Below are 23815 nucleotides of genomic sequence, written 5' to 3' on the forward strand. Positions count from 1 at the left end.
CGAATCGATCGTCGGGCGAAGCCGGTCGGCGTAGGGTTCGTGGTGTACCCGGTCCGTGGTGCTGGACGCGAACGACGAGCGGACTTGAAAATGAGCGAGTACACCGTTGGGCTGCTGTACCCACAGCGCGGCCCCGCGGGACTGTTCGGTCCGTCATGCCTGAGCTGCACCACCCTCGCCGCCGACGACATCAACGAGCGCGGCGGCATCCTCGGCCGGGAACTCACAGTGCGGCCGATCGATTCGGCCACCGGCGTGGGGAACGTGACGAGCGAGGTGGAGTCGCTCATCGCGGCCGGCAAGATCGATGCCGTCGTCGGCTGGCACACCTCCGACGTGCGCCGCGCTCTGTCCGCCCGCCTCGACCTGCGGGTCCCGTACGTCTACACGGCGCTGTACGAGGGCGGCGAATCGACCGCCGGTGTCTTCCTCACCGGCGAGACGCCCGAGGCGCAGATCCGCCCCGCACTCGACTGGCTGTGGCGCGAGCGCGGCGTGCGCCGCTGGTGGATCGTGGGGAGTGACTACCTCTGGGCGCGCGGCAGCGCCACGGCGTGCGTGCGGTTCGCGCGCCGGCTGGGTCGGGACGTGGCCGGAACCCGGTTCGTCCCGCTGGGAACGGAGGACTTCTCCGGGGTGATCGCGGACATCGCCCGCTCGGACGCCGACGGTGTCCTGATGCTCCTGCTGGGGCAGGACGCCGTGCAGTTCAACCGCGCCTTCGCCGCGGCCGGGCTCGACGGGCTCCTCCCCCGCTACTCGCCGCTGATGGACGAGCACATGCTCATGGCGTCCGGTGCCGACGCCACGGGCGACCTGTACGCCTCGGCGGGCTACTTCGACTCGGTGGTCACGTCCGAGTCGATGGCGTTCGGCGCGCACTACTTCGACCGCTTCGGGCCCGACGCGATCACGCCGACGTCGATGGGCGAGTCGTGCTTCGAGGGCATGCTGCTCCTGGAGTCGCTGCTGTCCACCGTGCGCAGCACCGACGTGCGCGACATCATGGCCGGCGTCGGCGACGTGCGCTACGAGGGCGCCCGCGGCGACATGGCACTGCGCGACGGGCACACCCGCCAGCGCATGTACCTCGCCCGCGCGGACGGCTGCGACTTCGACGTGATCGACCAACTCTGAGACGTCACCCTCCCGACCCGATGGCCCGCGATGACGGTTCGACGACGACGAAAGCCCGGATCGTGTGATCCGGGCTTGACCCCGCCGCCTCGTGATCGTGGCGGGGTCAAACATTCCAATCGCTCGGAGCTATCGACCCGCGGGAGCCGCAGTCGAACCGGCAGGTTTCGCTGCAGGCACCGGTTTGGGCGCCGACGCCACTGGCGTCGACTCCGGCTTGGCGGCCGCCTGGCCAGGGATCGGCGCCGGATTCGGGTCCTCCTTGACGCTCACCGTAGGAGGCTTGCGGGCCGGCCCCGGGTTGTCACGCTCGATGAAGATCGGCGTGCCGTAGGTGGTCGTCGCCGAGTCACCGAGCTGGGTGGAGATGCTGGCGGTGGCATACATACGAACCTGGACACCGCCCATGCAGCCGTCGACCGCGGCACGAGTCTCGCGAGTGGTGACGTAGCCGCTGATTCCTTCGAGGCTCTTCTTGGCGATTGGGAAGTCCTTCGCCGTGCCAGGAGCTAGCGTGCCGCTGATCGTACCGCTCGTGGTGACGGTATCGCCGAGTGTGGCTGAAATGCTGGGCGTGACCGAAGCATTGACGGTGCCGCTGCCTCCACTCGAGCCGCCGGTGCCGCTCCCCCGACCGTTCCAGACAAACCAGGCGTTACCGACCCATTCACCGCATTGCTTGCAGTACCGCTGAGCTGCAAGGACTGGGGCGTGACCGGGCACGCCAGCGTCATGCCGACAGTGATCGTCGCGGCCTTCACATTCGTCTTCGGCGGCTTCTTCGGATCGACCGGATCGATCGTCGCCTTGCCGGACACGCTCACGAAGCTCTCATAGCTGTTGAGCCCACGCCCCAGCGGGATCACCGACCGTAGGTCCATCCCGTAGATGTAGGCGCGGATAATCCACCCATCCGGCGTCGTGACCGCACGGGTCGTATCCGCAAATAGACCGGTCCGAGTCTGGCCGAACTGCTTCGGAACATCCGGTGCAGGAAGCGGTGCCGCAGTGACGACACCACCCGCTAGCACGACACCCGAGGCGACGACCCCGACGCCAGCGCGCCGCAGACGGCGGCGAGTAGACCTGTCGCGGGTCTTCTGCTCGAGAAACCCGCGGCGAAGCGGGGATCGAGGCGTGCGCTGGGTCATACGGAGGCTCCTTTGGTCTGTGACGGCCGACCTCATTCGTCACATTTGCAACATACGTCTCATGACTCACAACGATTCACTGCAGCGGATCGCAAGTCGCCAGACGATTCGTTACCAAGTCGTTACCATCACCCGATGCGCTGAAGACCCGCCCGAAGCGCTGACCAGCGAATATCGGAACAAGCGGACACCGCGAGCAGCTACCGGCGGCCGCTGATCACGCCATCACGACAGGTAAACGAGTACGGGAACAGCTCCCAACCGGTTGGCAGCCGTGCTAAGTTCTCGATCGAAAAGCTCGCATTCATGGCGAGACGGAACACACAATATCCTGTTGGATACCGGGCGACGAGGTTCGTTTTTGGCAAGTGGGCCGGCAGCGCCTGCGTACCATTGGTACGCGACGGATCTGGTACCTGTGGAGAGTACGGACTATGACGAGGCGCAGACGAAACGTTCATACGGTCGGGGTGGTTGGTATCTGCATAGCGTTGCCCCTTAGCGGATGCAACAACGACCGCCAGGCGAAAGAAGGGCCTGTCTCGGCCTCCGCGTCGCCAACCTCGGTTCTTACTCTCGGAGCACCGTACAATATCCCGAATCAGCTCGTTCCGAGCCCTACTATTAATGGCAGTCCAGAAGTCGGCCAGTGCGGGACAGTTGTTGGCGAGCCGCGAACTGAGGCGTTCGTGCAATCAGACTGCGTAGACAATGAGTCAGCATACCGAATTGTTCAGGTTACTACCCGTCCCGAAGGCTGTGTCGCCGACGTGGACCGCCGGTACTACCGAGGTTTTCCTGACGGTAGGTCGTTCACTCTTTGCCTCGACTACAACTGGCGAGACAACCTTTGTATTGCAATCGGACCACACGATGCGTACTCTTATGTGTGCGGTCAGCGCAGCCGGAACGCGTCGGGCCCTGGGTATCGCCTGGGTGAGATTCACTCCGACGAGATCAACAAGAAGGTGTGCGGGCAAGATCCCAGCATAACCCATGAAACCAGAAAGTATCTCGTCTGCCTCAAGAAGGAGTGAATGTTTGATGAATGTCTCACTGGACGTCCTGGTTGGAGTCCTCGTGGATGAGCGGCATCGACTGTCGGAACGCCTGCCAGACACATTTCCACTTCATATAGTCTCGGATGCGGACGGATCAGTGATTTGCGGCGTCGCGCCTTCGCGAGGGGCTTCGGAATCGGAGCTACAGGCCGCTGAGAAGGTCCTAAACAGACACTACCCCTTCGAGCTACGAGAATTGCTTGCCTTTACCAACGGGTGGCCTGATGCGGGCGCAGGCTTGGATATCCTCGGAACCAAGGGCGTCGGAATCAGGCCCGGCATTCCTGGGTATCCATCTACCTATCCTGAAACGACATGGGGCTTGGCGCGAGAATCACTCGAGGTAATGTTCGACGAAGCACAAAACATGCTCACCGAACAGCTCGAGATAGACGACTGCATTCCGGTCACAGCGTCACCGGTAACGGGAGATTTTCACTTTATTGTTTCCGAGGCGCCAGGGCGAGATATTTCAGGACGAGTTTACGCCTTCGAGCAAGGCACTCTCGAGCCAGTTGGTTCCGTATCAGATCTGATTGTTCAAATAATTGACACGGTAAAGAATTTGTAGGCCCAGCGTGAGCCACACAACATATGGAGTCGACCCGCACCGTAGAGCGCGGACTCGCACGGTCTAGTGGCGCGGGTTTGAAATAGTTGGACGGTTGGCCTTCTCCAGGATCTGCTCGGCGGTTTTTGTCCAAACGAACGGGTGGGCTCGCGGGTTCCGGCCGTCGGTGAACGCCCGGATCTTGGTGTTTGAATCGCCTGTAAGTGTGATACCTGGCTGGTCCGGCATGAACCCGCCCCGGGTAGTCCGGAGACTGACTCAAACAGTCACCGTCACCTGATCGTGGGGTGTCCTCGCAGCGTAGTACGCGGTCTCCAACTCCGCGGGTGGGTGAATCGCCCTACCGCACGACCAGGCTGTCCGACGCCTTCATCGACGACGTCGATACCGCCCTGAGCAAGGCGCTCGAATCCGAGACGACGGCCACCCGCACCTCACATGCCCAGATCGAGAAGCGCCTCAAGGAACTCAACGAGAAAGAAGAGCGCCTGATCGATCTCGCGGCCGACGGCACCATCCCGCAAGCCAAGATCCGCGATCGCCTCCGCGCCATCCAAGTGGAGCGTGAACGCGCGTCGACCAACCTGGAAGACATCACCGCCGAGCTGAAGATCGGGCGAAACATCCTCACGAAGGCACTCGAGCAACTCCGTCATCCCGACGAGCTATACGCCAAGGCCAACGACTCAGTCCGCCGCTATATGGACGGCACCTTCTACACGGCCCTGTACGTCGACCAGGACGGCGTCCGGGCGTCTGCCCTTACCGACCCCTTCGCCGACTTCCACCGTGCCCTGTGGGCGCGTACGGACGGGAAGGGTGGCACGCCCCAGACAACGGCCCAAACCCCCGGGAACGCGAAAAGCCCCCGCAATGCGAGGGCTTCCGTGAACCGGCTATCCGACGAGGTAAGCCTTACCTCGTTCTTTTCGGACGGTGGTTCTAATAACGCTACTCTGGTACCCCCGATGGGATTCGAACCCACGCTACCGCCGTGAGAGGGCGGCGTCCTAGGCCGCTAGACGACGGGGGCTAGAACTTTCGCCACCGCGCCGAAGCGCCGCAGCCGTCCGATGAAGGTAGCACACCTGCACCGAAACGTACCCCCGATGGGATTCGAACCCACGCTACCGCCGTGAGAGGGCGGCGTCCTAGGCCGCTAGACGACGGGGCTAGGACTGCGCCCTCCGCGGACGGAGGGCGCTGTCACGCTGGCCTACCAGGACTCGAACCTAGAATGGCTGAACCAGAATCAGCTGTGTTGCCAATTACACCATAGGCCAATGACTCGCTCCGAGACCGTCTCCGACCTCGTTTTGAGCCGCGATCTAGCTTACCCAGCGGCACTCGGAACGCCAAATCGCCTGGTCATCCCCTACTGCGGCGAAGCACCGTCGGACGGCACGAGCGCGCGGGCGGACGTGAGGCGACCCAGGGTGCGCTCGCGACCGAGCAGCTCCAGCGACTCGAACAGGGGCGGGCTGATGTGCGAGCCGGTGACGCCCACGCGGATCGGGGCGTACGCCTTGCGGGGCTTGAGCTCCAGCTCGTCGATGAGCCGGCCCTTCAGCGCACCCTCGATGGCCTCGGTGGTCCAGTCCGTGAGCCCCTCGAGCGCGGCGATGCTCTCGTCGAGCACCTGGCCCGCGTCCGCCTTGATATTCTTCGCCGCGGCAGCGTCGTCCACCGCGAACTCGGCCTCGTCGACGTACAGGAACTTCAGCAGGTCCCACGCGTCCGAGAGCACGACGATGCGGGTCTGCACCAACTCGGCCGCGGCCGGGAACTCCGGCCCGAGCCGCGCACCGTCGACGTAGCCCCGCTCGACGAGGAAGGCCCGCAGGCGGGCCTCGAAGTCCTCAGCCGTCAGCAGGCGGATGTGCTCGGCGTTGATCGCGTCGGCCTTCTTCTGGTCGAACCGGGCGGGGTTGGAGTTCACCCGGTGCACGTCGAACGCGGCGATCATCTCGTCCAGGCTGAACACGTCGTTGTCGGCGGAGATGCCCCAGCCGAGCAGCGCGAGGTAGTTGAGCAGCCCCTCGGGGAGGAAACCGCGGTCGCGGTGGTGGAAGAGGTTCGACTCGGGGTCGCGCTTGGAGAGCTTCTTGTTGCCCTCTCCCATCACGAACGGCAGGTGCCCGAACTCGGGGGTCCACTCGGCGACGCCGATCGCCTGCAGCGCCTCGTACAGCGCGAGCTGCCGCGGCGTGGAGCTGAGCAGGTCCTCGCCGCGCAGCACGTGCGTGATCTTCATCGTCGCGTCATCGACGGGGTTCACGAGGGTGTATAGCGGGTCCCCGTTGGCCCGGGTGAGGGCGAAGTCGGGGACGCTGCCCGCGGCGAAGGTGGTCTCGCCGCGCACCATGTCGTTCCAGGTGAAGTCGTGATCGGGCATCCGCAGGCGCACGACGGGGCTGCGGCCCTCAGCCACGTACGCCGCGCGCTGCTCGTCGGTGAGATCGCGGTCGAAGTTGTCGTAGCCCAGCTTCGGGTTCCGGCCGGCGGCCACGTGCCGCGCCTCCACCTCCTCCGGGGTCGAGAAGGCCTCGTAGGCGTAGCCGCCCTCGACGAGGCGCCGCACGACGTCCGGTGCAGGTCCTTGCGCTCGGACTGCCGGTAGGGGCCGTACGGGCCGCCGACCTCGGGCCCCTCGTCCCAGTCGAGACCGAGCCAGCGCAGCGACTCGAGGATCGCGGCGTAGCTCTCCTCGCTGTCACGAGCGGCGTCGGTGTCCTCGATGCGGAACACGAAGGTGCCGCCCGTGTGTCGCGCGTGGGCGAAGTTGAACAGCGCGGTGCGCACCATGCCGACGTGCGGCGTGCCGGTGGGCGACGGGCAGAAGCGCACCCGGACGGCCCCGGGCGCGGCGGCGGCAGACGGTACGGCGGAAGACTCAGTCACGGCGTCCAGGGTAGTCGCCGCGCGCGGCGCACCCGTTCACGAGTGCGCCGCGACCAGCGTCCGGATCTTCTCCAGCTGGAGCGCGGACACCTCATCGGCACGCTCGTCCTCGGCGAAGACGTTGGAGCAGATGATCGCGTCCTCGCGGGCGAGGAAGCCGGAGGCACCGAGCTGGGCGAACAGCTCGTCCCAGTCCACATCGCCGTCGCCGATGGTGAGGTGCTGGTGCACGCGGACCGCGTTCCCCGGCGGATTGGTGATGTACCGCAGGCCGTGCGAGCGATGGTGGTCGAAGGTGTCCGCGGCGTACACGGCGCCGAGCCGCTCCCCCAGCTGCGGGATCAGGGAGGTCGCGCGGTCGCCGTAGTGGAAGGTGTGGCTGCCCACGTAGACGAAGCCGACGGCGGACGAGTCCAGCCCGCGGATGATCCGCCACGCCTCGAGGCCGTCCTCGACGAAATCGTCGGGGTGCGGGTCGATGTTGAGCGTGACGCCCTCCCGCTCGAGGAGCGGGACGAGCTCCTCCATGCTCCGGTAGAAGCCGGCCTCGGACTCCTCGGCGCGCTCGGGCCGGCCGCTGAACTCGGTGTTGATCACGGGGACCTCGAGCTCGGCGGCGATCGCGATGATGCGCCGGAAGTTCCGCACGGCCGTCTCCCGCTGCGGCTCGTCGGGCCACGAGATGCGTTGTACGGGAAGGAGCGAGGTGATCCCCACGCCAGCATCGGAGGCGCGCTTGCGCACCCGGGCGAGCTGCGCCCGGTCCACGCGCGGGTGCGCGAAGAACGGGATGAAGTCGGCGTGCGGCGTCAGCTGGATCCACTCGTAGCCGGCCTTGGCGGCCACGTCGAAGAAGTCCTCGAAGTCGTGCGTCGAGTGGTACGGCGTGGGGTCGAGAGCGATGCGGACCACGGTGCCTCCTAGGCGCGCTCGGCGTAGAACGCCGGCATCTCGGGGAGCTCGACCGGCACGGGTCCCGTCGTCTCCAGGGCCTTCACCCCGGCCGCGCAGCACACGGCCACCTTGTAGCCGTCGAAGGCCGACGGCCCGGCGATGGTGCCCGCCTTCGCGGCGTCGACCCAGGCCTGCACCTGGCGGTCGTAGGCCTCGCGGAACCGGGTGGTGAAGTCCGCGTGGTCGGCGACCGAGAACCGGCCCTGCTGCCACATCTGCAGGCCGGCGGGCTCGCCGATCCGGGCGACGCCGCGCTCGAAGACGGCCTCGGTCTCGACCTGGTACCCGAATTCGATCGACACGTTCATCTCGACGTCGACGAGCACGCCGTTGTCCAGTTCCATGAGCACCAGGATCGGCTCGCGCAGGTGCTCGGGGCTGCGGCTGTTGCGGCGCGGGTACTTCACCTCGACCGAGGTCACGACGCCACCGGCCAGCCACGGCACCACGTCGAACTCGTGCACCACGGAGTCGTTGATGAGCATGGTCTGCACGTAGCTGTCGGGCACCGACGCGTTGCGGTGGCGGGCGTGCAGCATCATCAGCTCGCCGGCCGGCTTGGCGGCCACCACCTTCCGCAGCTCCTCGTACTCGCGGTCGAAGCGCCGCATGAAGCCGACCTGGATCAGCTGCCGTCCGCCGGCCATCTCCGCTTCGACCACGCGCCAGGAGGATTCGGGGTCCTGGGTGAGCGGCTTCTCGCACAGCACGGGAAGACCCGCGGCGAGGATCTTCAGCAGTGCCTCCTCGTGGAACTGTCCGGGCGTGGCGACGAGCACGGCGTCGACGACGCCCGACGCGAGCGCACCGTCGAGATCGGTGAAACCGGCTGCGCCGGGCGCGAGGTCGAGGGCGGCGGCGCGCCGGGCATCGTCGGGCTCGACGACGGCGGAGACGCTCGCCCCCGCGATGGTGGTGGCGATGCGCTGCACGTGGTCGGCGCCCATCAGGCCGGCGCCGACCACGGCGACGCGGAGGTCGTTCGTCATGGTGCTGGGTCTCCTTGCAGGTCTTTCGGTTCCGGCTCGGCGGCCGGGATCGGGATCAGTGGGTGCGGGTGAGCGGGTGGCAGCCGAAGATGTGCTGTCGGGTGCGGGTGGCGATGCCCGCGGGGAGGTCGATGTCGCAGCCGGGCATGTCCTGCTCGACGATCGCGAACAGGTCGGGGTTGATCTGCAGCGCCGCCTCGATGACGGGGGCGAAGTCCGGGATCCCGTTCGGCGGTTCCACCATGATCGCCGACGCGGCGTCGGCGAACGGGGTGTCGTTCTTGAGCACCTCCCAGATCAGCGCCGGATCGATCTGCTTGAGGTGCAGGTAGCCGATCCGCTCCGGGTGGCGCTGCATGAGAGCGACGTTGTCGCCTCCGTAGTAGGCGAAGTGGCCGGTGTCCAGGCACAGGTTCAGGTAGCGCGGGTCCGTCTCGGCCAGCAGACGCTCCACCTCGCCCGTGGTGCCCACGTGGCTGTCCGCGTGGGAGTGGAACTGCTGCTTGATCCCGTACTCCTCGGCGAGCGCCTTGCCGAGACGGTCGTGGCCGGCGGCGAGGGCCTTCCACTGCTCGTCGTCCAGCGTGCGGGACTCGAGGGCCTCACCGGTCAGGTCGGAGCGCCACAGGTCGGGGATCACGACGATGTGCTCGGCGCCGAGCGCACCCACGAGCGTCGCGACGTCGCTCACCTGCTTCCAGGCGCGGTCCCACTGGTCCGCGCCCTTGTGGAAGCCGGTGAAGATCGTGCCGCCCGACAGTTCGAGGTCGCGCTTGTCGAGCTCGTCCTTGAGCTGCTCGGGATCGGTCGGCAGGTAGCCGTAGGGCCCGAGTTCGATGTAGTGGTAACCGGCTTCGGCGACCTCGTCGAGGAAGCGCTCCCACGGCGTCTGCCGCGGGTGGTCGGGGAACCAGACGCCCCATGAGTCGGGGGCGGTGCCGATGCGCAGGCCCTCGGTGTGGGCGGCGGCGTGGGCGGTCGTGCCCAGGGTGTCGGTCATGATGGTGGTCCTTGCGTCGGGTCGTGTGAAGTGGTGGGCGCGCCGGGGTCTGGGCGCAGTTCAGCCGAGCAGGGGCCGCTGCGCCTTCTGCTGGTCGAGGTACTCGGCACGCGCGGTGACGGTGCTGTCGATCGTGGACACCGCGGCGACGGGCACGTCCCACCAGCCGTCACCCTCGGGGGCGTACACGAACGGGTCGTTGTGGATGTGGATCACGGTCGGACCCGCCGCCGCCTTGGCGGCCCGGACGGCCTCGGTGAGTTCCGCGACCGACTCGGGGCCGGGCGCGATGTCGATGACCCGCGCGCCGTAGCTGCGCGCGTTCGCCGCCAGGTCGACGGGCAGGAACTCGCCGCGTTCGAGGTCCGGCGCGGGGACGCCGGCGGACTCGTCGGCAGTGCGGTACCGCGTGCCGAAACGCTGCGAGCCGACGGTCTCCGAGAGGTGTCCGATCGACGCGTACCCCTGGTTCTCGACGATGACGACGATGAGCTTGATGCCCTCGGCGACGGCGGTCACCAGCTCGCTGTTCAGCATGAGGTACGAGCCGTCGCCGACCATGACGACCACGTCGCGGTCGTCACCGAGGGCGAGCAGCCCGCGCTTGGCGCCGAGGCCGCCCGCGATCTCGTATCCCATGCAGGAGAACGCGTATTCGACGTGGTAGCCCAGCGGATCCCGCACGCGCCACAGCTTCTGCAGGTCACCGGGCAGGGAGCCGGCGGCCTGGATGACGACGTCCGCGGGGTCCATCGCCGCGTGCACCGCGCCGATCACCTCGGGCTGGCCGGGCAGGTCGGCGCCGGTGGGTGCCAACGCCGCGTCGACGACCGCGTCCCAGTCCGCCTTGGCCGTCGCGGCCGTCGCGACGGACTCCGCGGGAGCGCGGTGGCCGGCAAGCTCGGCGCGCAGCGCAGCGAGGCCCTCACGGGCGTCGGCGATGAGCGGCAGCTGGGAGCCGTGCTTGTACGCGTCGAAGGAGGCGACGTTGAGGTTCACGAAGCGCACGCCCGCGTCCTGGAAGGCGGTCCGGCTGGCGGTGGTGAAATCGCTGTACCGCGTGCCGATCCCGATCACCACGTCCGCCCGCGCCGCGATCGCGTTCGCCGCCGCGGTGCCGGTGGCCCCCACGCCGCCGAGGTTGAGCGGGTGGTCCCAGGGCAGCGCGCCGCCGCCGGCCTGTGTGGTCCCCACGGGGATCGACGTGGCCTCGGCGAACCGGCGCAGCTCGTCCTCGGCACCGGCGTAGAGTACGCCGCCGCCCGCGACGATGAAGGGGCGCTTCGCCTCCCGGATCGCCGCGGCCGCGCGGGCGAGCGGGCCGCGCTCGGGCAGGGGCCGGCGGAGGTGCCACTCGCGGTCGGCGAGGAACTCCTCGGGGACGTCCACGGCCTCGGCCTGCACGTCCTCGGGCAGCGCGATGGTGACCGCGCCGGTCTCGGCCGGGTCGGTGAGAACGCGCATCGCGGCGAGCGCGATGGAGAACAGCTGCTCGGGCCGCTGCACCCGGTCGAAGAACTTCGACAGCGGGCGGAACGCGTCGGACACCTGCAGCCCGATGTCGTGCGGGTGCTCGAGCTGCTGCAGCACCGGGTCGGCGACGCGGGTGGCGAAGGTGTCGGACACCAGGAGCAGCGCGGGTAGCCGGTTCGCGGTCGCGAGCGCGGCGCCGGTCAGCATGTTGGCGGCGCCCGGGCCCACGGAGGCGGTGCACGCGTAGGTGCCCCGCCGGCGGTGCATGCGGGCGTAACCGACGGCCTGGTGCACCATCGCCTGCTCGTTGCGGGCCTGGTGGTAGGGCATCAGCCCGGCGTCGGTGGCCGCGTACTGCAGCAGCGCCTGCCCGACCCCGGCGACGTTCCCGTGGCCGAAGATGCCGAAGGTCGCGGGCACGGTGCGCTCGCGCACGGTGCTCACGGTGCCGTCGGCGTGCACCGTCTCGTCCACGGTCCACTGGTGCGCCAGGAACTCGATGAGGGCGGCCCACGGTCATCCGCCGGGTACTCATCGCTCGTCTCCTTCGGTCGGTGCGGCCGTGTAGGGCAGCCGCGGGTCGGGGCCCTGCGCGGGCCAGGTGTCCCGCAGCCAAGCCTGGCGCGGGTCGTCGCTGATCAACCACACCCGCTCGGGGTCGGGGCCGGCCATGACGTTGAGGTAGTAGAGGTCGTACTCGGGGGCCGCCATCGCGGGGCCGTGGTATCCGTAGGGCACGAGCGCGATGTCGCCGGTGCGCACGAGGGCGTTGGTGTCGATCTCCCCCGCCGCCGACGAGTAGGTGACGAAACTCCCGAAGGCGTCGGCGGTCTCGGGCACGGTGCCGGCGGGCAGGCCGCGGGCGGGCGCCGCCTCGAAGTAGTAGATCTCCTCGAGCCGGGACTCGTGGCCCGCGACGTGCTCGTCGTGCTTGTGGGCCGGGTGGCTGCTCCAGTTCCCGCCCGGGGTGATCACCTCGCACACGATGAGGGCGGCCGCGTCGAGCGCCCCGGGGGTGCCGAAGTTGTGCACCTGCCGGGTGTCCCGGCCGGCGCCGCGCACCTCGACGGGGACCTCCGCGGCGGCGACGTGCCGTGTGGGCCGGCGCTCGGAGGTGGGCGCCTCCGCGATCGCCACCCGCGCGGGCCCACGGACGGTGAACCCGCCGCCGGCACCCACGTACAGGACGTCGGTGGGGCCGTCGAAGACCGACGCTCTGCCGGGCAGGGCGACGACGGTGCCCCCGTCGAAGCCCGCCGCGGCGGCACCGTCGAGCTCCACGACGACGCTCCCCGACAGAGGCACGACGATGCGCTCGATGTCGCCGCCCGGCAGCGTCATCGGCGCGTCGCCGAGATCCGCGACCCGGATCCCGGTGTGCGCCCAGCCGGGCAGGGAACCGTCGACCACGGACTCCCACCCGTCGCGCGCCAGGGCGCTGCGGCGGTGGAACCACTCGTTGGGCGTCGTCATCGTCGTCCTCTCGTGTCGGTGTCCTCGCGGACGATGGTGCTGCCGCACGCCGTTCGCGTCAGTCGTTCTGCGGGAATCCCAGGTTGATCCCGCCGTGGCTGGGGTCCAGCCAGCGGCTGGTGATCGCCTTGAGCTGGGTGAAGAACTTCACGCCCTCGGCGCCGTGCGCCTTGGTGTCCCCGAACATCGAGTCCTTCCAGCCACCGAAGCTGAAGGTGGCCACGGGGACCGGGATGGGTACGTTGATGCCCACCATGCCCACGCGGATGTCCTTGCCGAACCGCCGCGCAGCGCCGCCGTCGTTGGTGAAGATCGCGGTGCCGTTGCCGAACGCGCCGGCGTTGATGAGCTCCACGCCCTCCTCGTACGAGGCGACGCGGACGATCGCGAGGACGGGACCGAAGATCTCCTCCGTGTACACGCGCGAGCTGGTGGGCACCCGGTCGATGAGCGTCGGGCCGAGCCAGAAGCCGGCCGCGTCACCGTCGGGGTTCACGTCGCGCCCGTCGACGATCACGTCGGCGCCGTCCTCGACGGCGACGTCGATGTAGGACGCCACCTTGTCGCGGTGCGCCTGCGTGACCAGCGGTCCCATGTCGCAGCCGCGCCGGCCGTCGCCGATGCGCAGTCCGGCCATGCGGGAGGTGATCGCCTCGATGAGGGCGTCGGCCACGGGCTCGACGGCGACGACGACCGAGATCGCCATGCACCGCTCGCCCGCCGAACCGAAGCCGGCGTTGATCGCGGCGTCGGCGGTGAGGTCGAGGTCGGCGTCGGGCAGCACCAGCATGTGGTTCTTCGCGCCGCCGAGGGCCTGCACGCGCTTGCCGTGCGCGGTGGCGGTCTCGTACACGTAGCGGGCGATCGGGGTCGAGCCGACGAACGAGACGGCGGCGACGTCGGGATGCGTCAGCAGCCCGTCGACCGCCTCCTTGTCGCCGTTGAGGACGGTGAACACGCCGTCGGGCAGCCCTGCCTCACGCCACAGCTCGGCGATCCAGATCGCGGCGGACGGGTCCTTCTCGCTGGGCTTGAGCACGACGGCGTTGCCGGCGGCGATGGCGATCGGGAAGAACCACGCGGGCACCATGGCCGGGAAGTTGAACGGGCTGATCACGGCGACCACACCGAGGGGCTGGCGGGTCGAGTAGACGTCGATGCCGGTGGAGACCTGCTCGCTGTACTCACCCTTGAGGTGATCTGCCATGCCGCAGGCGAACTCGACGACCTCCTGGCCGCGGCTGATCTCGCCCAGCGCGTCGGAGAGCACCTTGCCGTGCTCGCTGGTGATGATCTCGGCGAGCTCGCCCTTGCGGGCGTTGAGGAGCTCGCGGAAGGAGAACAGCACCGCCTGGCGCTTGGCGAGGGACAGCTCGCCCCAGTTCGCGGAGGCCTTCTTCGCGGAGGCCACGGCGGCATCGATCTCGGCGCGGTCGGCGAGGGCGACGCGCTTGGTGACGACGCCGAGGGCCGGGTCGTAGACGTCGGCGGTGCGGCCGCTGGTGGACGGGTACTCGCTGCCGTCGATCCAGTGCGGGACGACGGTCAGGGTCTCGGTGGTGGTCATGGAGCGTGTCCTTCTGCGGGAGTGGTGGTTCGGGTTCAGGCGCCGTGCACGAGGGCGGCGGCGGTGTCGACGGCGGCGGTCACGTCACCGTCGCGCGGGTAGAGCAGCGTCCGGCCGACGACGAGCCCGTGGACGCCGGGCAGAGCGAGGGCCTTGGCCCACGAGGCGTAGACGGCGGCGGGATCGCCGCCGGGGTCGCCGCCGAGGAGCAGCGTGGGCATCGTGGTCGCGGCCATCACGCGCTCCATGTCGTCGACCACCGGAAGCTTGAGCCAGCTGTACGCGGACGTGTTGCCGAGGCCCGAGGCGATGGCGACCGAGTTGATGACGGCCTCGGTGGACAGGTCGTTGCCGATCTTGCCGTCGGTGCGCCGGCTCATGAAGGGCTCCAGCATGATCGGCAGCTTGGCGGCCGCCGCGGCGTCGACCGCGCGGGCGGTCGCCTCGAGGGTGGCGACGGTGCCGGGGTCGTCGAGGTCGACGCGCACGAGCAGCTTGCCGAAGTCGAGACCGTCGCGCCGCATCGACGGGACGTCGTAGGCAGTGTACCGGTCGTCCATCTCGAACGCCGCTCCGCGGAGGCCGCCGCGGTTCATGGAGCCGACCACGATCTTGTCGTCGAGCAGGCCCAGCAGGGCCAGATCTTCGATGACGTCGGGAGTGCCGAGCACGCCGTCGACCCCGGGGCGGGAGAGCGCGAGGGCCATCCGCTGCAGCAGCTCGTACCGGTCCGCCATGGCCATGGCGTCGGAGCCGACGCCGAGCGCGCCGCGGGCGGGGTGGTCCGCGGCCACGATGAGCAGCCGGCGGTCGCCGCGGACCAGCGGGCGGCGGATCCGGGCGCCGAGGACGTCGGCGATGGCGTCGGGGTTCTCGTGTCGCGCGGAGCGCAGGCGCGCGAAGTCGTCGGCGGTGAGCGGCCCGGTCGTCGGGCGGGCGATATCAGACATGATCGGTGTCCCGTTCCTCGATGACGGTCTCCACCTCGGCGGTGGTGGGCATGGCGGTGGAGCATTCGCGCCGCGAGGCGACGATGGCGCCCGCGACGTTGGCGAAGCGGAGCACCCGTTCGAGCGGCCACCCGGCGAGCAGGCCGTGGCAGACGGCGCCGCCGAAGCCGTCGCCGGCGCCGAGCCCGTTGATCACGTCGACGAAGTGCGGCGCGACCTCGACGCGCTCATCGCGGGTCTTCGCCAGGACTCCCTTGGGGCCCTGCTTGACCACGGCGAGTTCGACGCCGCGTTCCAGCAGGGCGTCCGCGGCGCGATCGGGCTCGGCCTCGCCGACCGCGACCTCGCACTCCTCCCGGTTGCCGATGGCGACGGTGACGTGCTCGAGCGCCTTGCCGACCTCCTGGCTCGCGACCTCGGGGGACTCCCAGAACATCGGCCGGTAGTCGAGGTCGAGCACCGTCAGCGGGGCGCGGCCGCGGGCGGTCCACGCGGTGTGGTGGGCGGAGCGACTCGGCTCGCGGGACAGGCCGGTGACGGTGGCCCAGAAGATCTTCGCGGCGCGGATCGCCTCGAGGTCGAGCGCATCGTCGTCGAGCTTGAGGTCCGGCGCGATCGGGTCGCGGTAGAAGTACAGGGGGAAGTCGTCCGGCGGGAAGATCTCGCAGAACGTGACGGGCGTATTCAGGCCGCGGACCTCGCCGACGTACCGGTCGTCGACGCCCAGGCGCACCAGTTCCCGATGGACGAACCGCCCGAACGGATCCGCGCCGGTCGCGGTGATGACCGCGGACCGTCGGCCGTGGCGCGAGGCGGCCACCGCGACGTTGGTCGCACTGCCCCCGAGATACTTGCCGAAGGTCTCGACCTGATCGAGCCCGACTCCGTCCTGCAGGGGGTAGATGTCGACCCCCACCCGCCCGATGGTGATCAGGTCGAACGGCGCACCGTGGGTACCGGCGTCAGTCATGTGGGAGGCCCTCCTTAGCCCTGGTCCCGGACGAGACGTGGATCACTCCCGCTCGTTTGTCCTGTCAATCTAACAGAAGGAGGCGACATTCTTCAATAGGCTTCTACCTGCGATGACTCATCCGTCGAGAGCATCAGACGCTCGGAGCGCGCACCAGCAGCGAGGCGACATACGATTCATATGTGCGGACATAACCGCGGCCGAGCGGCAAGGGATGATTGTACGAACAAACACCGATCATCGACCGCGACAGCGCCGCCGGTGCACTAGAATGCATCGCATGTCACCTGCCCCGTCTCGGTCGAACTGGACCGCACCAGCCCCGTGCCGCTGTACTACCAGCTGGCCCAGGCCCTCGAGCGTTCCATCCTGAACGGCGAGCTGGTGCCGGGTGACCGGATCGAGAACGAGATCGACCTCGCCAAGCGGCTCACCCTGTCCCGCCCGACCGCCAGACAGGCGATCCAGGCCCTCGTGGACAAGGGCCTGCTGGTGCGCAAGCGCGGCGTCGGCACGCAGGTGGTGCGCAACGAGGTGCACCGCGCGGTGGAACTCACCAGCCTCTACGAGGATCTGATCGCCGCCGGTCAGACCCCCTCGACGGAGCTGCTCGACTACCGTCTCGGCCGGCCCGACGAGGAGATCGCCGACGAGCTGGGCATCGAGCACGACGCGCAGGTGGTCTCGATCCGTCGCCTCCGCAGCGCCGACGACGTGCCGCTGGCGATCCTGACCAACTACATCCCCGCCGAGCTCGCCCCGGCCCCCGACGAGCTGCAGAGCAAGGGCCTGTACCAGTGCCTCCGAGGGCGCGGCCTCACGATCGCCCAGGCGCAGCAGCGAATCGGCGCCCGCATCTCCGACGACGACGAGTCGCGCCTGCTCGACGAACCGGCCGGCGGCGCCGTGCTGACGATGCAGCGCGTCGCCTTCAACGAGTCCGGGACCGCGATCGAGCTGGGGCGCCACGTGTACCGCGCGTCGCGCTATTTCTTCGACGTCTCGGTGTTCAGCCGCTAGCCGTCCACCGCGGCCAGATTGGTCGGCACGACGATCTGGATCGCGGTGGGCCGCGGCCGGTGCGGTCCGTCGATCGCGCCGTGGAACGCCATGACGGCGTGCGCCGCGCCGCGCAGATCCGCACGCAGGTCGTGGTGCAGGACGGCGGAGATCCTGCCCGCCAGTAGCAGTTCGCGGTTCGATTCGGCGAGGTCGTGGGCGATGAAGGCGCGGCAGGCCCTCCCGGCGTCGTCGAAGGCCGCGAGGATCCCCCGGTTGCCTCCGCCGGGCGAGTAGACCGCGGCGATGTCGGGCTCGCGGGCGAGCACCGCGGCCGTCTCCGTGCGGCACACCGCGTCGAGTCCGCCCGTGTCGTCGATGCCGACGACGCGCCGCGCCGGGTCCACCCGCGCGATCTCGGCGCGGAAGCCCGTTTCCCGCTCCTCCTCGCCCCGGAACAGCCGGCCGCTGGTGACCACCATCAGAGTTCCGGTGGACTCCCCCGTCCACTGGGTGACGAGGTGCGCCGCCGTCGCTCCCGCAGCGTGATTGTCCATGCCCACGTATGCGATCCGCGTGCTCTGCGGGACGTCGGTGACCACCGTGACCACGGGGATGCGGCGCGCGGTGAGGCGTCCGATCGCCGCCGCGACGCCGGGGGTGTCGGGCGCCTTGAGCACGACGCCGTGACTGCCGCGGTGCGCGATACCGTCGAGTTCCGCGATCAGTTCCCCGGGCTCCCACACCTCCCGCACGTGGTACCGGGCGCGGAACACGGCGGGGCGCAGGGCCGGGAGCTCGGCCTCGAGAGCGGCGCGGGTGAGGTCCGAGAACCGCCGCGGGGTCTCCATGACGAGATCGAGCATGAATCGCCGCCCCGACAGCCGCAGCTGCGAGCGCTGCCTGTCGAGATCCGCGATGGCCTGGCGGACCTGCGCCGCCGTCCCCTCGCGCACCCCGGCGCGACCGTGCAGCACCCGGTCGACGGTGGCCTCGCTGACGCCCGCCTGCCGCGCGATCTCACGGACCGGATGCGAGTGCGCCATCGCAGGACCTCCGCGCTGAGGGATTCTTGAGGGATTTGCGGGGTATCGGGGACCCCGACAGCTTGCCACGATGATTCCGGGGCGCGACACCGAAGACACCGAATCCCCACTCCCGCTTCACATCGACGTCAGGATGACCGATATGTCCACCACCTTCCCGCCTCGGGCCGGTGCACCCGGCCGCGCGGGCCGGTTCACCGAGGCCGACTGCCGCCTCGACGAGTTCACCGCCCTCCTCGAGACCGAGACCGACCTGGGCCTGTACCCGTACGCGGACCGGGCGGTCCGCGGCGTCCTCTGTTACGGGGCCGCGGCCGTCGACGCCGCGGCGGATCCGGTGGCGCGCGAGGAGCTGTCCGACGAGATCGCCCAGGCACTCCTGACGGGCCCCGGCATCGTCGTCTTCGACCGCGCCTTCGACGACCGGCACGGTCTGCGGGCGTCGACCGAGCTGTTCACCGCCATGATCGCCGCGCAGCGGGCGACCGGTGCCGGCGGGGGCGACCACTTCGCCGCGCCGGGGGCCAACGACCGGATCTGGAACGCCCTCCAGAAGCACGCGCTCCGCGACCCGGCGTCGTTCGCCCGCTACTACGCGAACGACGTGCTTGCGCTGGTCGCGACCGCGTGGCTGGGCCCGATGTACCAGGTGACCTCCGCGATCAACGTGGTGAACCCCGGCGGGACCGCGCAGTCCCCGCACCGCGACTACCACCTCGGCTTCATGGCCCCGGAGACGGCGAAGCGGTTCCGACGGCACACGCACCTGCTCTCCCCCGCGCTCACCCTCCAGGGCGCCGTTGCGCAGGTGGACATGCCCGTCTCCTCGGGCCCCACCCTGTACCTGCCGTACTCGCAGCGCTACGAGCCCGGCTACCTCGCCTTCAATCTGCCGGAGTTCCGGGAGTACTTCGAGGCCAACCACGTCCAGCTCGAGCTCCACGCCGGCGACGCGGTGTTCTTCAACCCCGCGCTGTTCCACGCCGCGGGGTCCAACCGCTCGACGGGCATCCGTCGGATGGCGAACCTGCTGCAGATCAGCTCCGCGTTCGGACGCGCCATGGACGCCGTGGACCGTTCCGCGATCCTGCGTGCCGTCTACCCCGAGCTGGTGGCACTCGCCGCGAGCGGGGACTCGCGCGGCGTGGAGAACCTCATCGCCGCCTCCGCGGAGGGGTACGCCTTCCCGTCGAACCTGGACCGGGACCAGCCGCTGGGCGGCATGCACGGCGAGACGCAGGCCGAGCTGACCCGCCGGGCACTCGACGCCGGCCTCGCGCCGGCGGCGTTCGCGGCCGAACTCGCGGCCCTCGACGAGCGGCACCGCCCGTGATCGCGCGGCCCGCCGAGTTGGCGGACAAGGTGGTCATGGTGTCGGGCGGCAGCCGCGGCGTGGGCGCCGCGGTCGTCCGGGAGGCCGCCGCTGCGGGAGCTCGCGTCGCCTTCACCGGGAGGGACGCCGCCACCGGGGAGGCGCTGCGCTCCGAGTTGGCCGACAACGGCGCCCAGGCGTTGTTCGTGCGCGCCGACGTCGCCGATCCGACGCAGGCGACGGGATCGGTCGATGAGGTCGTGGCGGCCTTCGGACGGGTCGACTGTCTGTGCAACGCTGCGGGTCTCACGTCGCGCGGCACCCTGACCGAGACCACTCCCGAGCTCTTCGACGAGCACATCGCGATCAATCTCCGCGCGCCCTTCTTCACCATGGCCGCGGCGGTGCGTGACATGCGCGCGCGGCGGGCACCCGGCACCGTCGTGAACATCATCTCGATGTCGGCGCACGGCGGACAGCCCTACCTGGCCCCGTACGTCGCCGCGAAGGCCGGGCTGATCGGGCTCACGAAGAACGCGGCGCACGCGCACCGCTTCGACCGGATCCGGATCAACGGCCTCAACATCGGCTGGACCGAGACGGAGGGCGAGGCCCTGGTGCAGAAGAGGTTCCACGACGCCCCCGACGACTGGGCCGAGCGCGCCGGGGCCGGCCTGCCCGCAGGTCGCCTGGCATCCACCGCGGACGCCGCGGCGGCGGTGGTCTTCCTGCTCTCGGACCGCAGTGGCGTGGTCACCGGCTCGGTGATCGACTGGGACCAGCAGGTGTGCGGCGCGTACGACTGAGAACTTGCACCTCAGCTTCATTTGACCGAACATATGGACATGTCGAAGATCGGTGTGCGGCTCGGGCCGCGCGAGGCGACGAGCTTCAGCCGCCCGCTCGCGCTCCTCGTGGCGGGCGCGCTGTTCCTCGAGAACCTCGACGGGACGGTGCTGCAAACCGCTGCGCCCGCCGTCGCCGACGAGTTCGGGGTCGTTCCGGCGGGAGTGAGCCCCGCGATCGTCGGCTATCTGCTGGCCGTTGCGGTGGCCATCCCCGCCGCGGGATGGATCGCGGAGCGGTACGGCACGCGGCGCGTCTTCCTGTGGTCGGTCGCCGGGTTCACGGTCGCCTCGGTGGCGTGCGCCCTCGCTCCGGACCTGCTGTGGCTGTGCCTTTTCCGCATCGCCCAGGGCGTCGCGGGAGCGCTGATGATCCCGGTGGGCCGGATCGCGGTCCTGCGGTCGGTGCGACCGGTCGACCTGCTCGCGGCGATGGCCTATCTGACGTGGCCTTCGCTGATCGCGCCGGTGATCGCGCCGTCCCTCGGTGGCGCCATCACCGACGCCCTGGGCTGGCGGTGGATCTTCCTGGTCAACGTGCCGATCGGGGTCGCGCTGGCGGTGGGCGGCGCGTGGCTGATCCCCCGGAACGAGGTACGGATCCGGACCGCGCTCGACCGCTGGGGCTACCTGTGCACGGCAGGCGCGGTCGTGTGCCTGACCGGCGGCGTCGAACTCCTGCAGGGAGACCGGCCGTGGGCCGTCACGGCGCTGCTCGGGGCGGCCGTGCTCCTCGGCGCCACTGCGGCGCGGGGCATGATCCGGCGCGAGCATCCGCTGTTCGACCCGGCCGTCATGGGCATCAAGACCTTCCGCGCGGGCAACGTGAGCGGCTCGGTGTACCGCCTCGTGATCACCGGAGCTCCGTTCCTGTTCGTCCTGCTCTTCCAGGCCGGCTTCGGGTGGAGCGCGACGGCGGCCGGCGCCATGGTGACCGCGGTCTTCGCCGGCAACTTGGGGATCAAGCCGCTCACCTCGCCGATCATCCGGCTGCTGGGATTCCGGCGCACCCTGGTGTGGTCGATCATCGCGGGCGCGGCGACGCTGCTCGCCTTCGCCTGGGTCCACGCGGGGACGCCGACGCCGGTCATCGCCGCGCTGCTCGTCTTCTCCGGGGCTGTCCGGTCGATCGGCTTCAGCGCGTACAACACCGTCATGTTCGCCGACGTGCCCGCGCCCCTGCTGCCCGCCGCGAACGGCCTCTCGTCGACCCTGCAGCAGGTGGGCACCGCCCTGGGCGTCGCCGCGGCCGCCGCGGCGGCGCGACTCGGCACGAGCGTCGCCGGGCCCGACGCCGTCGAACTCGGCTACCGGGTGGCGTTCGTCCCCTTCGCCGCGCTCCTGCTGGTCCCGCTCGCGGGCGCGCTCCGGCTCCCCGCGACCGCGGGCGGACACGCCACGGCCCGACGGTGACGGCACCGTCGGGCCGGATGCTGCCGCGCCCCTCGCTACAGGGCGACGGTGACGGACTCCGCGGCCGAGCGCCGCGTCGCGGCGAGAGCGCGCGCCTGCGCGACCGCGTCGTCGCGGCCGAAGGCCGGGGCCGCCCCGGCGAACGCGGCGCTCGCGGCCTCGAACTCGATCCGGTAGGCGTCCTCGTTGTCCGGACCCGCTGCGGCGAGCCGGAAGGCACCGTCCGGATCCACGGGCCGGCGCTCGGACCGCTCACCCCGGATCAGCTCGACGGTGCCGAACCGGCACAGCCACGGGTCGTCGACGACGATCCGCCCGTCCGTACCGACGAGCTCGAGCTGGTCGCGGCGCTCGAGGTCGAGGCCGACGTCGATCAGTCCGATTGCGCCGGAGGCGAGTTCGAAGATCGCGGACGCGCGCAGGTCGTGGCCGTCGCCCGTCCCGGCGGGGTCGGCGACCCGCACGGCGCGCACCGTCGACGGCTCGCCGCCGAACAGCCGGACCGCGCTGACGCAGTAGCCGCCGAGGTCGGCGAGCGCGCCGCCGCCGAGCGCGGTGGTGCGCCGGATGTCGCCCACGGGCGCGCTCACGCTGAGCGCGGCGCGGACGAGCGTCAGGTCACCGATCGTGCCCTGGGCGAGCAGGCTGCGGACGAGCGACGTCTGCGGGTGCAGCCGCCACATGAAGCCCTCGATGGCGCGCCGCCCCGCGCGCTCCGCGGCGTCGAACACCGCTACCGCATCAGCCGGATCCAGGGTGAGCGGCTTCTCGCACAGCACGTGCTTGCCCGCCTCCAGGGCCCGGATCGCCCACTGGGCGTGCAGCGTGATCGGCAGCGGCACGTAGACCGCGTCGATGCCGGCGTCGGCCAGCAGTTCCTCGTACGTCCCGTACGCGACGGGCGCCCCGACCTCGGCCGCGTACGCCGCGGCGCGGCCGGAATCCCGGCCGGCGACGGCGGCGAGCACGGCCGCGTCGGCGGCGGCGATCGCGCGGGCCGCGACCCGACCGATCCCCGACGTCGACAGCAGGCCCCAGCGCACCGTCATGCCCGGACCTCGACCACGGCTCCGGTGCGGAGGGACTCCGCGGCGGCGTCGGCGAGCACCAGGGCCGCGCGGCCGTCGTCGAACCCCGGTGACGCCGCGCCGCCGGTCTCGGTCATCGTGACGAAGGCATCGAGCTCCGCACGATAGGCCGGCGTGTAGCGGTCGAGGAAGAAGTTCAGCGCCGGCCCCGCGGCGCCGGTGTGCGCAGCCCCCGAGAACGACACGGAAGTCGCGTGCTGGTTGGCCACGGACAGCGCGCCCAACGTGCCGAACGCCTCCAGCCGCTGGTCGTAGCCGTAGGCGCAACGCCGGGAGTTGGTGATCGTCGCCAACTGCCCGCCGGCGCCGCGCAGCACGACCATCGCGCCGTCGACATCGCCGGCAGCCCTGATCTCCTCGGAGACCAGGTTCGATCCCAGCGACGACACGGCCACCACCTCGCCGAGGAAGAACCTGGCAAGGTCGAGATCGTGGATCATCATGTCCCGGAACAGGCCACCCGATGAGGCGACGTACTCCGTCGGCGGCGGCGCGGGGTCGCGACTGACGATGGTCAGCTGCTCCAGCGGGCCGACCTCCCCCGCCTCGACGCGGTCGCGGACCTCGGCGAACGAGGAGTCGAACCGCCGGTTGAAACCCAGCATCACCTTGTCGGTGAGCTCCCCGAGATCGGCGCGACAGGCATCGACCCGGGCGATGTCGAGGTCGATGGGCTTCTCGCACAGCACGGTCCGTCCCGAACGCACCGCGCGGGTCAGCAGGTCGACGTGCGTCGGGGTCGGCGAGGCGACCACGACGGCGTCCACATCATCGGCCGCGAGGACCTCCTCGACGTCGGTGGTCCAGGCGGCGCCGTAGCGCTCGCCCACCTCTTTCGCAGCCGTCTCGACCGGGTCGAACACCCACGTCAGCTCGGCGCGGCGGGTGACCGCGACGGAATCGGCGTGCACGCGC

At 69.9% G+C, this 23815-nt stretch carries 19 protein-coding genes, 3 tRNA genes and 3 pseudogenes; 6 read left to right on the forward strand and 19 right to left on the reverse strand.

Features of this window, described 5'->3' with window-relative positions; translation table 11 throughout:
- Window positions 1–90 precede the first annotated feature (90 nt).
- Window positions 91–1137, forward strand: coding sequence for a substrate-binding domain-containing protein (locus MTP03_RS15360; protein ID WP_248488993.1), 1047 nt, complete (start codon window positions 91–93; stop codon window positions 1135–1137).
- A 129-nt stretch (window positions 1138–1266) separates the two neighbouring features.
- On the opposite strand, the gene MTP03_RS15365 is transcribed toward MTP03_RS15360, so the two are convergent.
- Both MTP03_RS15365 and MTP03_RS23870 read right to left on the reverse strand, forming a co-directional pair.
- Window positions 1267–1704 carry an MspA family porin gene (locus tag MTP03_RS15365; RefSeq protein ID WP_371820980.1) on the reverse strand — a complete coding sequence of 146 codons (438 nt, stop codon included), beginning with the start codon at window positions 1702–1704 and terminating at the stop codon, window positions 1267–1269.
- Window positions 1647–2324 carry an MspA family porin gene (locus tag MTP03_RS23870; RefSeq protein ID WP_371820774.1) on the reverse strand — a complete coding sequence of 226 codons (678 nt, stop codon included), beginning with the start codon at window positions 2322–2324 and terminating at the stop codon, window positions 1647–1649. The genes MTP03_RS15365 and MTP03_RS23870 overlap by 58 nt, the downstream gene beginning before the upstream one ends.
- Before the next feature lie 1044 nt (window positions 2325–3368).
- Here MTP03_RS23870 and MTP03_RS15370 point away from each other — a divergent pair.
- A complete protein-coding gene (locus MTP03_RS15370; protein WP_248488995.1) occupies window positions 3369–3920 on the forward strand; it encodes an SMI1/KNR4 family protein in 552 nt (183 codons plus the stop codon).
- Between the two features lie 63 nt (window positions 3921–3983).
- On the opposite strand, the pseudogene MTP03_RS23875 reads toward MTP03_RS15370, so the two are convergent.
- From MTP03_RS23875 to iolC, 14 genes and pseudogenes are all read right to left on the reverse strand, one after another.
- Window positions 3984–4100 (reverse strand): annotated as a pseudogene (locus MTP03_RS23875) (IS630 family transposase); the annotation flags it as partial.
- A 254-nt stretch (window positions 4101–4354) separates the two neighbouring features.
- On the reverse strand, window positions 4355–4576 hold the full coding sequence (locus tag MTP03_RS15375) for a hypothetical protein (protein WP_248488996.1): 222 nt from the start codon (window positions 4574–4576) through the stop codon (window positions 4355–4357).
- Window positions 4577–4877: 301 nt separating this feature from the next.
- Window positions 4878–4953, reverse strand: a tRNA-Glu gene (locus MTP03_RS15380).
- Between the two features lie 68 nt (window positions 4954–5021).
- Window positions 5022–5094 (reverse strand) — tRNA-Glu (locus tag MTP03_RS15385).
- 37 nt (window positions 5095–5131) lie between these two features.
- A tRNA-Gln gene (locus MTP03_RS15390) sits at window positions 5132–5203 on the reverse strand.
- 92 nt (window positions 5204–5295) lie between these two features.
- Window positions 5296–6725: pseudogene (gltX, locus tag MTP03_RS15395) on the reverse strand (glutamate--tRNA ligase).
- Window positions 6726–6857: 132 nt separating this feature from the next.
- Complete coding sequence (locus tag MTP03_RS15400; RefSeq protein WP_248488997.1) at window positions 6858–7733, reverse strand: sugar phosphate isomerase/epimerase; 876 nt, start codon at window positions 7731–7733, stop codon at window positions 6858–6860.
- A gap of 8 nt (window positions 7734–7741) precedes the next feature.
- Window positions 7742–8764, reverse strand: a complete 1023-nt coding sequence (locus tag MTP03_RS15405) for a Gfo/Idh/MocA family protein (RefSeq protein WP_248488998.1) — start codon at window positions 8762–8764, stop codon at window positions 7742–7744.
- A gap of 55 nt (window positions 8765–8819) precedes the next feature.
- Window positions 8820–9764 carry a sugar phosphate isomerase/epimerase gene (locus MTP03_RS15410; RefSeq protein ID WP_248488999.1) on the reverse strand — a complete coding sequence of 315 codons (945 nt, stop codon included), beginning with the start codon at window positions 9762–9764 and terminating at the stop codon, window positions 8820–8822.
- A 60-nt stretch (window positions 9765–9824) separates the two neighbouring features.
- Window positions 9825–11772, reverse strand: a pseudogene (gene iolD, locus MTP03_RS15415) (3D-(3,5/4)-trihydroxycyclohexane-1,2-dione acylhydrolase (decyclizing)).
- Window positions 11769–12710 (reverse strand): 5-deoxy-glucuronate isomerase, encoded by a 942-nt coding sequence (iolB, locus tag MTP03_RS15420; RefSeq protein ID WP_248489000.1) that lies wholly within the window; start codon window positions 12708–12710, stop codon window positions 11769–11771. Before iolB ends, iolD begins: the two are co-directional and overlap by 4 nt.
- 58 nt (window positions 12711–12768) lie before the next feature.
- A complete protein-coding gene (locus MTP03_RS15425) occupies window positions 12769–14277 on the reverse strand; it encodes a CoA-acylating methylmalonate-semialdehyde dehydrogenase (protein WP_248489001.1) in 1509 nt (502 codons plus the stop codon).
- A 35-nt stretch (window positions 14278–14312) separates the two neighbouring features.
- Window positions 14313–15227, reverse strand: coding sequence for a deoxyribose-phosphate aldolase (locus MTP03_RS15430; protein ID WP_248489002.1), 915 nt, complete (start codon window positions 15225–15227; stop codon window positions 14313–14315).
- Window positions 15220–16197, reverse strand: coding sequence for a 5-dehydro-2-deoxygluconokinase (iolC, locus tag MTP03_RS15435; RefSeq protein ID WP_248489003.1), 978 nt, complete (start codon window positions 16195–16197; stop codon window positions 15220–15222). The genes MTP03_RS15430 and iolC overlap by 8 nt, the downstream gene beginning before the upstream one ends.
- Window positions 16198–16521: 324 nt before the next feature.
- Here iolC and MTP03_RS15440 point away from each other — a divergent pair, with 324 nt between their 5' ends.
- On the forward strand, window positions 16522–17217 hold the full coding sequence (locus MTP03_RS15440; RefSeq protein WP_371820775.1) for a GntR family transcriptional regulator: 696 nt from the start codon (window positions 16522–16524) through the stop codon (window positions 17215–17217).
- Here the strand turns inward: MTP03_RS15440 and MTP03_RS15445 are convergent.
- Window positions 17214–18242, reverse strand: coding sequence for a LacI family DNA-binding transcriptional regulator (locus MTP03_RS15445; protein ID WP_248489004.1), 1029 nt, complete (start codon window positions 18240–18242; stop codon window positions 17214–17216). The genes MTP03_RS15440 and MTP03_RS15445 overlap by 4 nt on opposite strands.
- Before the next feature lie 142 nt (window positions 18243–18384).
- Here MTP03_RS15445 and MTP03_RS15450 point away from each other — a divergent pair, with 142 nt between their 5' ends.
- Genes MTP03_RS15450 through MTP03_RS15460 form a run of 3 tightly spaced genes read left to right on the forward strand, consistent with a single transcriptional unit; the run spans window position 18385 to window position 21812 of the window.
- Window positions 18385–19575, forward strand: coding sequence for a phytanoyl-CoA dioxygenase family protein (locus MTP03_RS15450; RefSeq protein WP_248489005.1), 1191 nt, complete (start codon window positions 18385–18387; stop codon window positions 19573–19575).
- A 35-nt stretch (window positions 19576–19610) separates the two neighbouring features.
- Window positions 19611–20360, forward strand: a complete 750-nt coding sequence (locus MTP03_RS15455; RefSeq protein ID WP_248492232.1) for an SDR family oxidoreductase — start codon at window positions 19611–19613, stop codon at window positions 20358–20360.
- A gap of 39 nt (window positions 20361–20399) precedes the next feature.
- Window positions 20400–21812, forward strand: coding sequence for an MFS transporter (locus MTP03_RS15460; protein ID WP_248489006.1), 1413 nt, complete (start codon window positions 20400–20402; stop codon window positions 21810–21812).
- A gap of 35 nt (window positions 21813–21847) precedes the next feature.
- Here the strand turns inward: MTP03_RS15460 and MTP03_RS15465 are convergent, their stop codons facing one another.
- Both MTP03_RS15465 and iolG read right to left on the reverse strand, forming a co-directional pair.
- Window positions 21848–22861 (reverse strand): Gfo/Idh/MocA family protein, encoded by a 1014-nt coding sequence (locus MTP03_RS15465; RefSeq protein ID WP_248489007.1) that lies wholly within the window; start codon window positions 22859–22861, stop codon window positions 21848–21850.
- Window positions 22858–23811 carry an inositol 2-dehydrogenase gene (gene iolG / locus MTP03_RS15470; RefSeq protein WP_248489008.1) on the reverse strand — a complete coding sequence of 318 codons (954 nt, stop codon included), beginning with the start codon at window positions 23809–23811 and terminating at the stop codon, window positions 22858–22860. Before iolG ends, MTP03_RS15465 begins: the two co-directional genes overlap by 4 nt.
- Window positions 23812–23815: the final 4 nt, after the last annotated feature.

Origin of the sequence: Tsukamurella sp. PLM1, from assembly GCF_023168325.1 — a bacterium.
In the GTDB taxonomy this organism is placed as follows: domain Bacteria; phylum Actinomycetota; class Actinomycetes; order Mycobacteriales; family Mycobacteriaceae; genus Tsukamurella.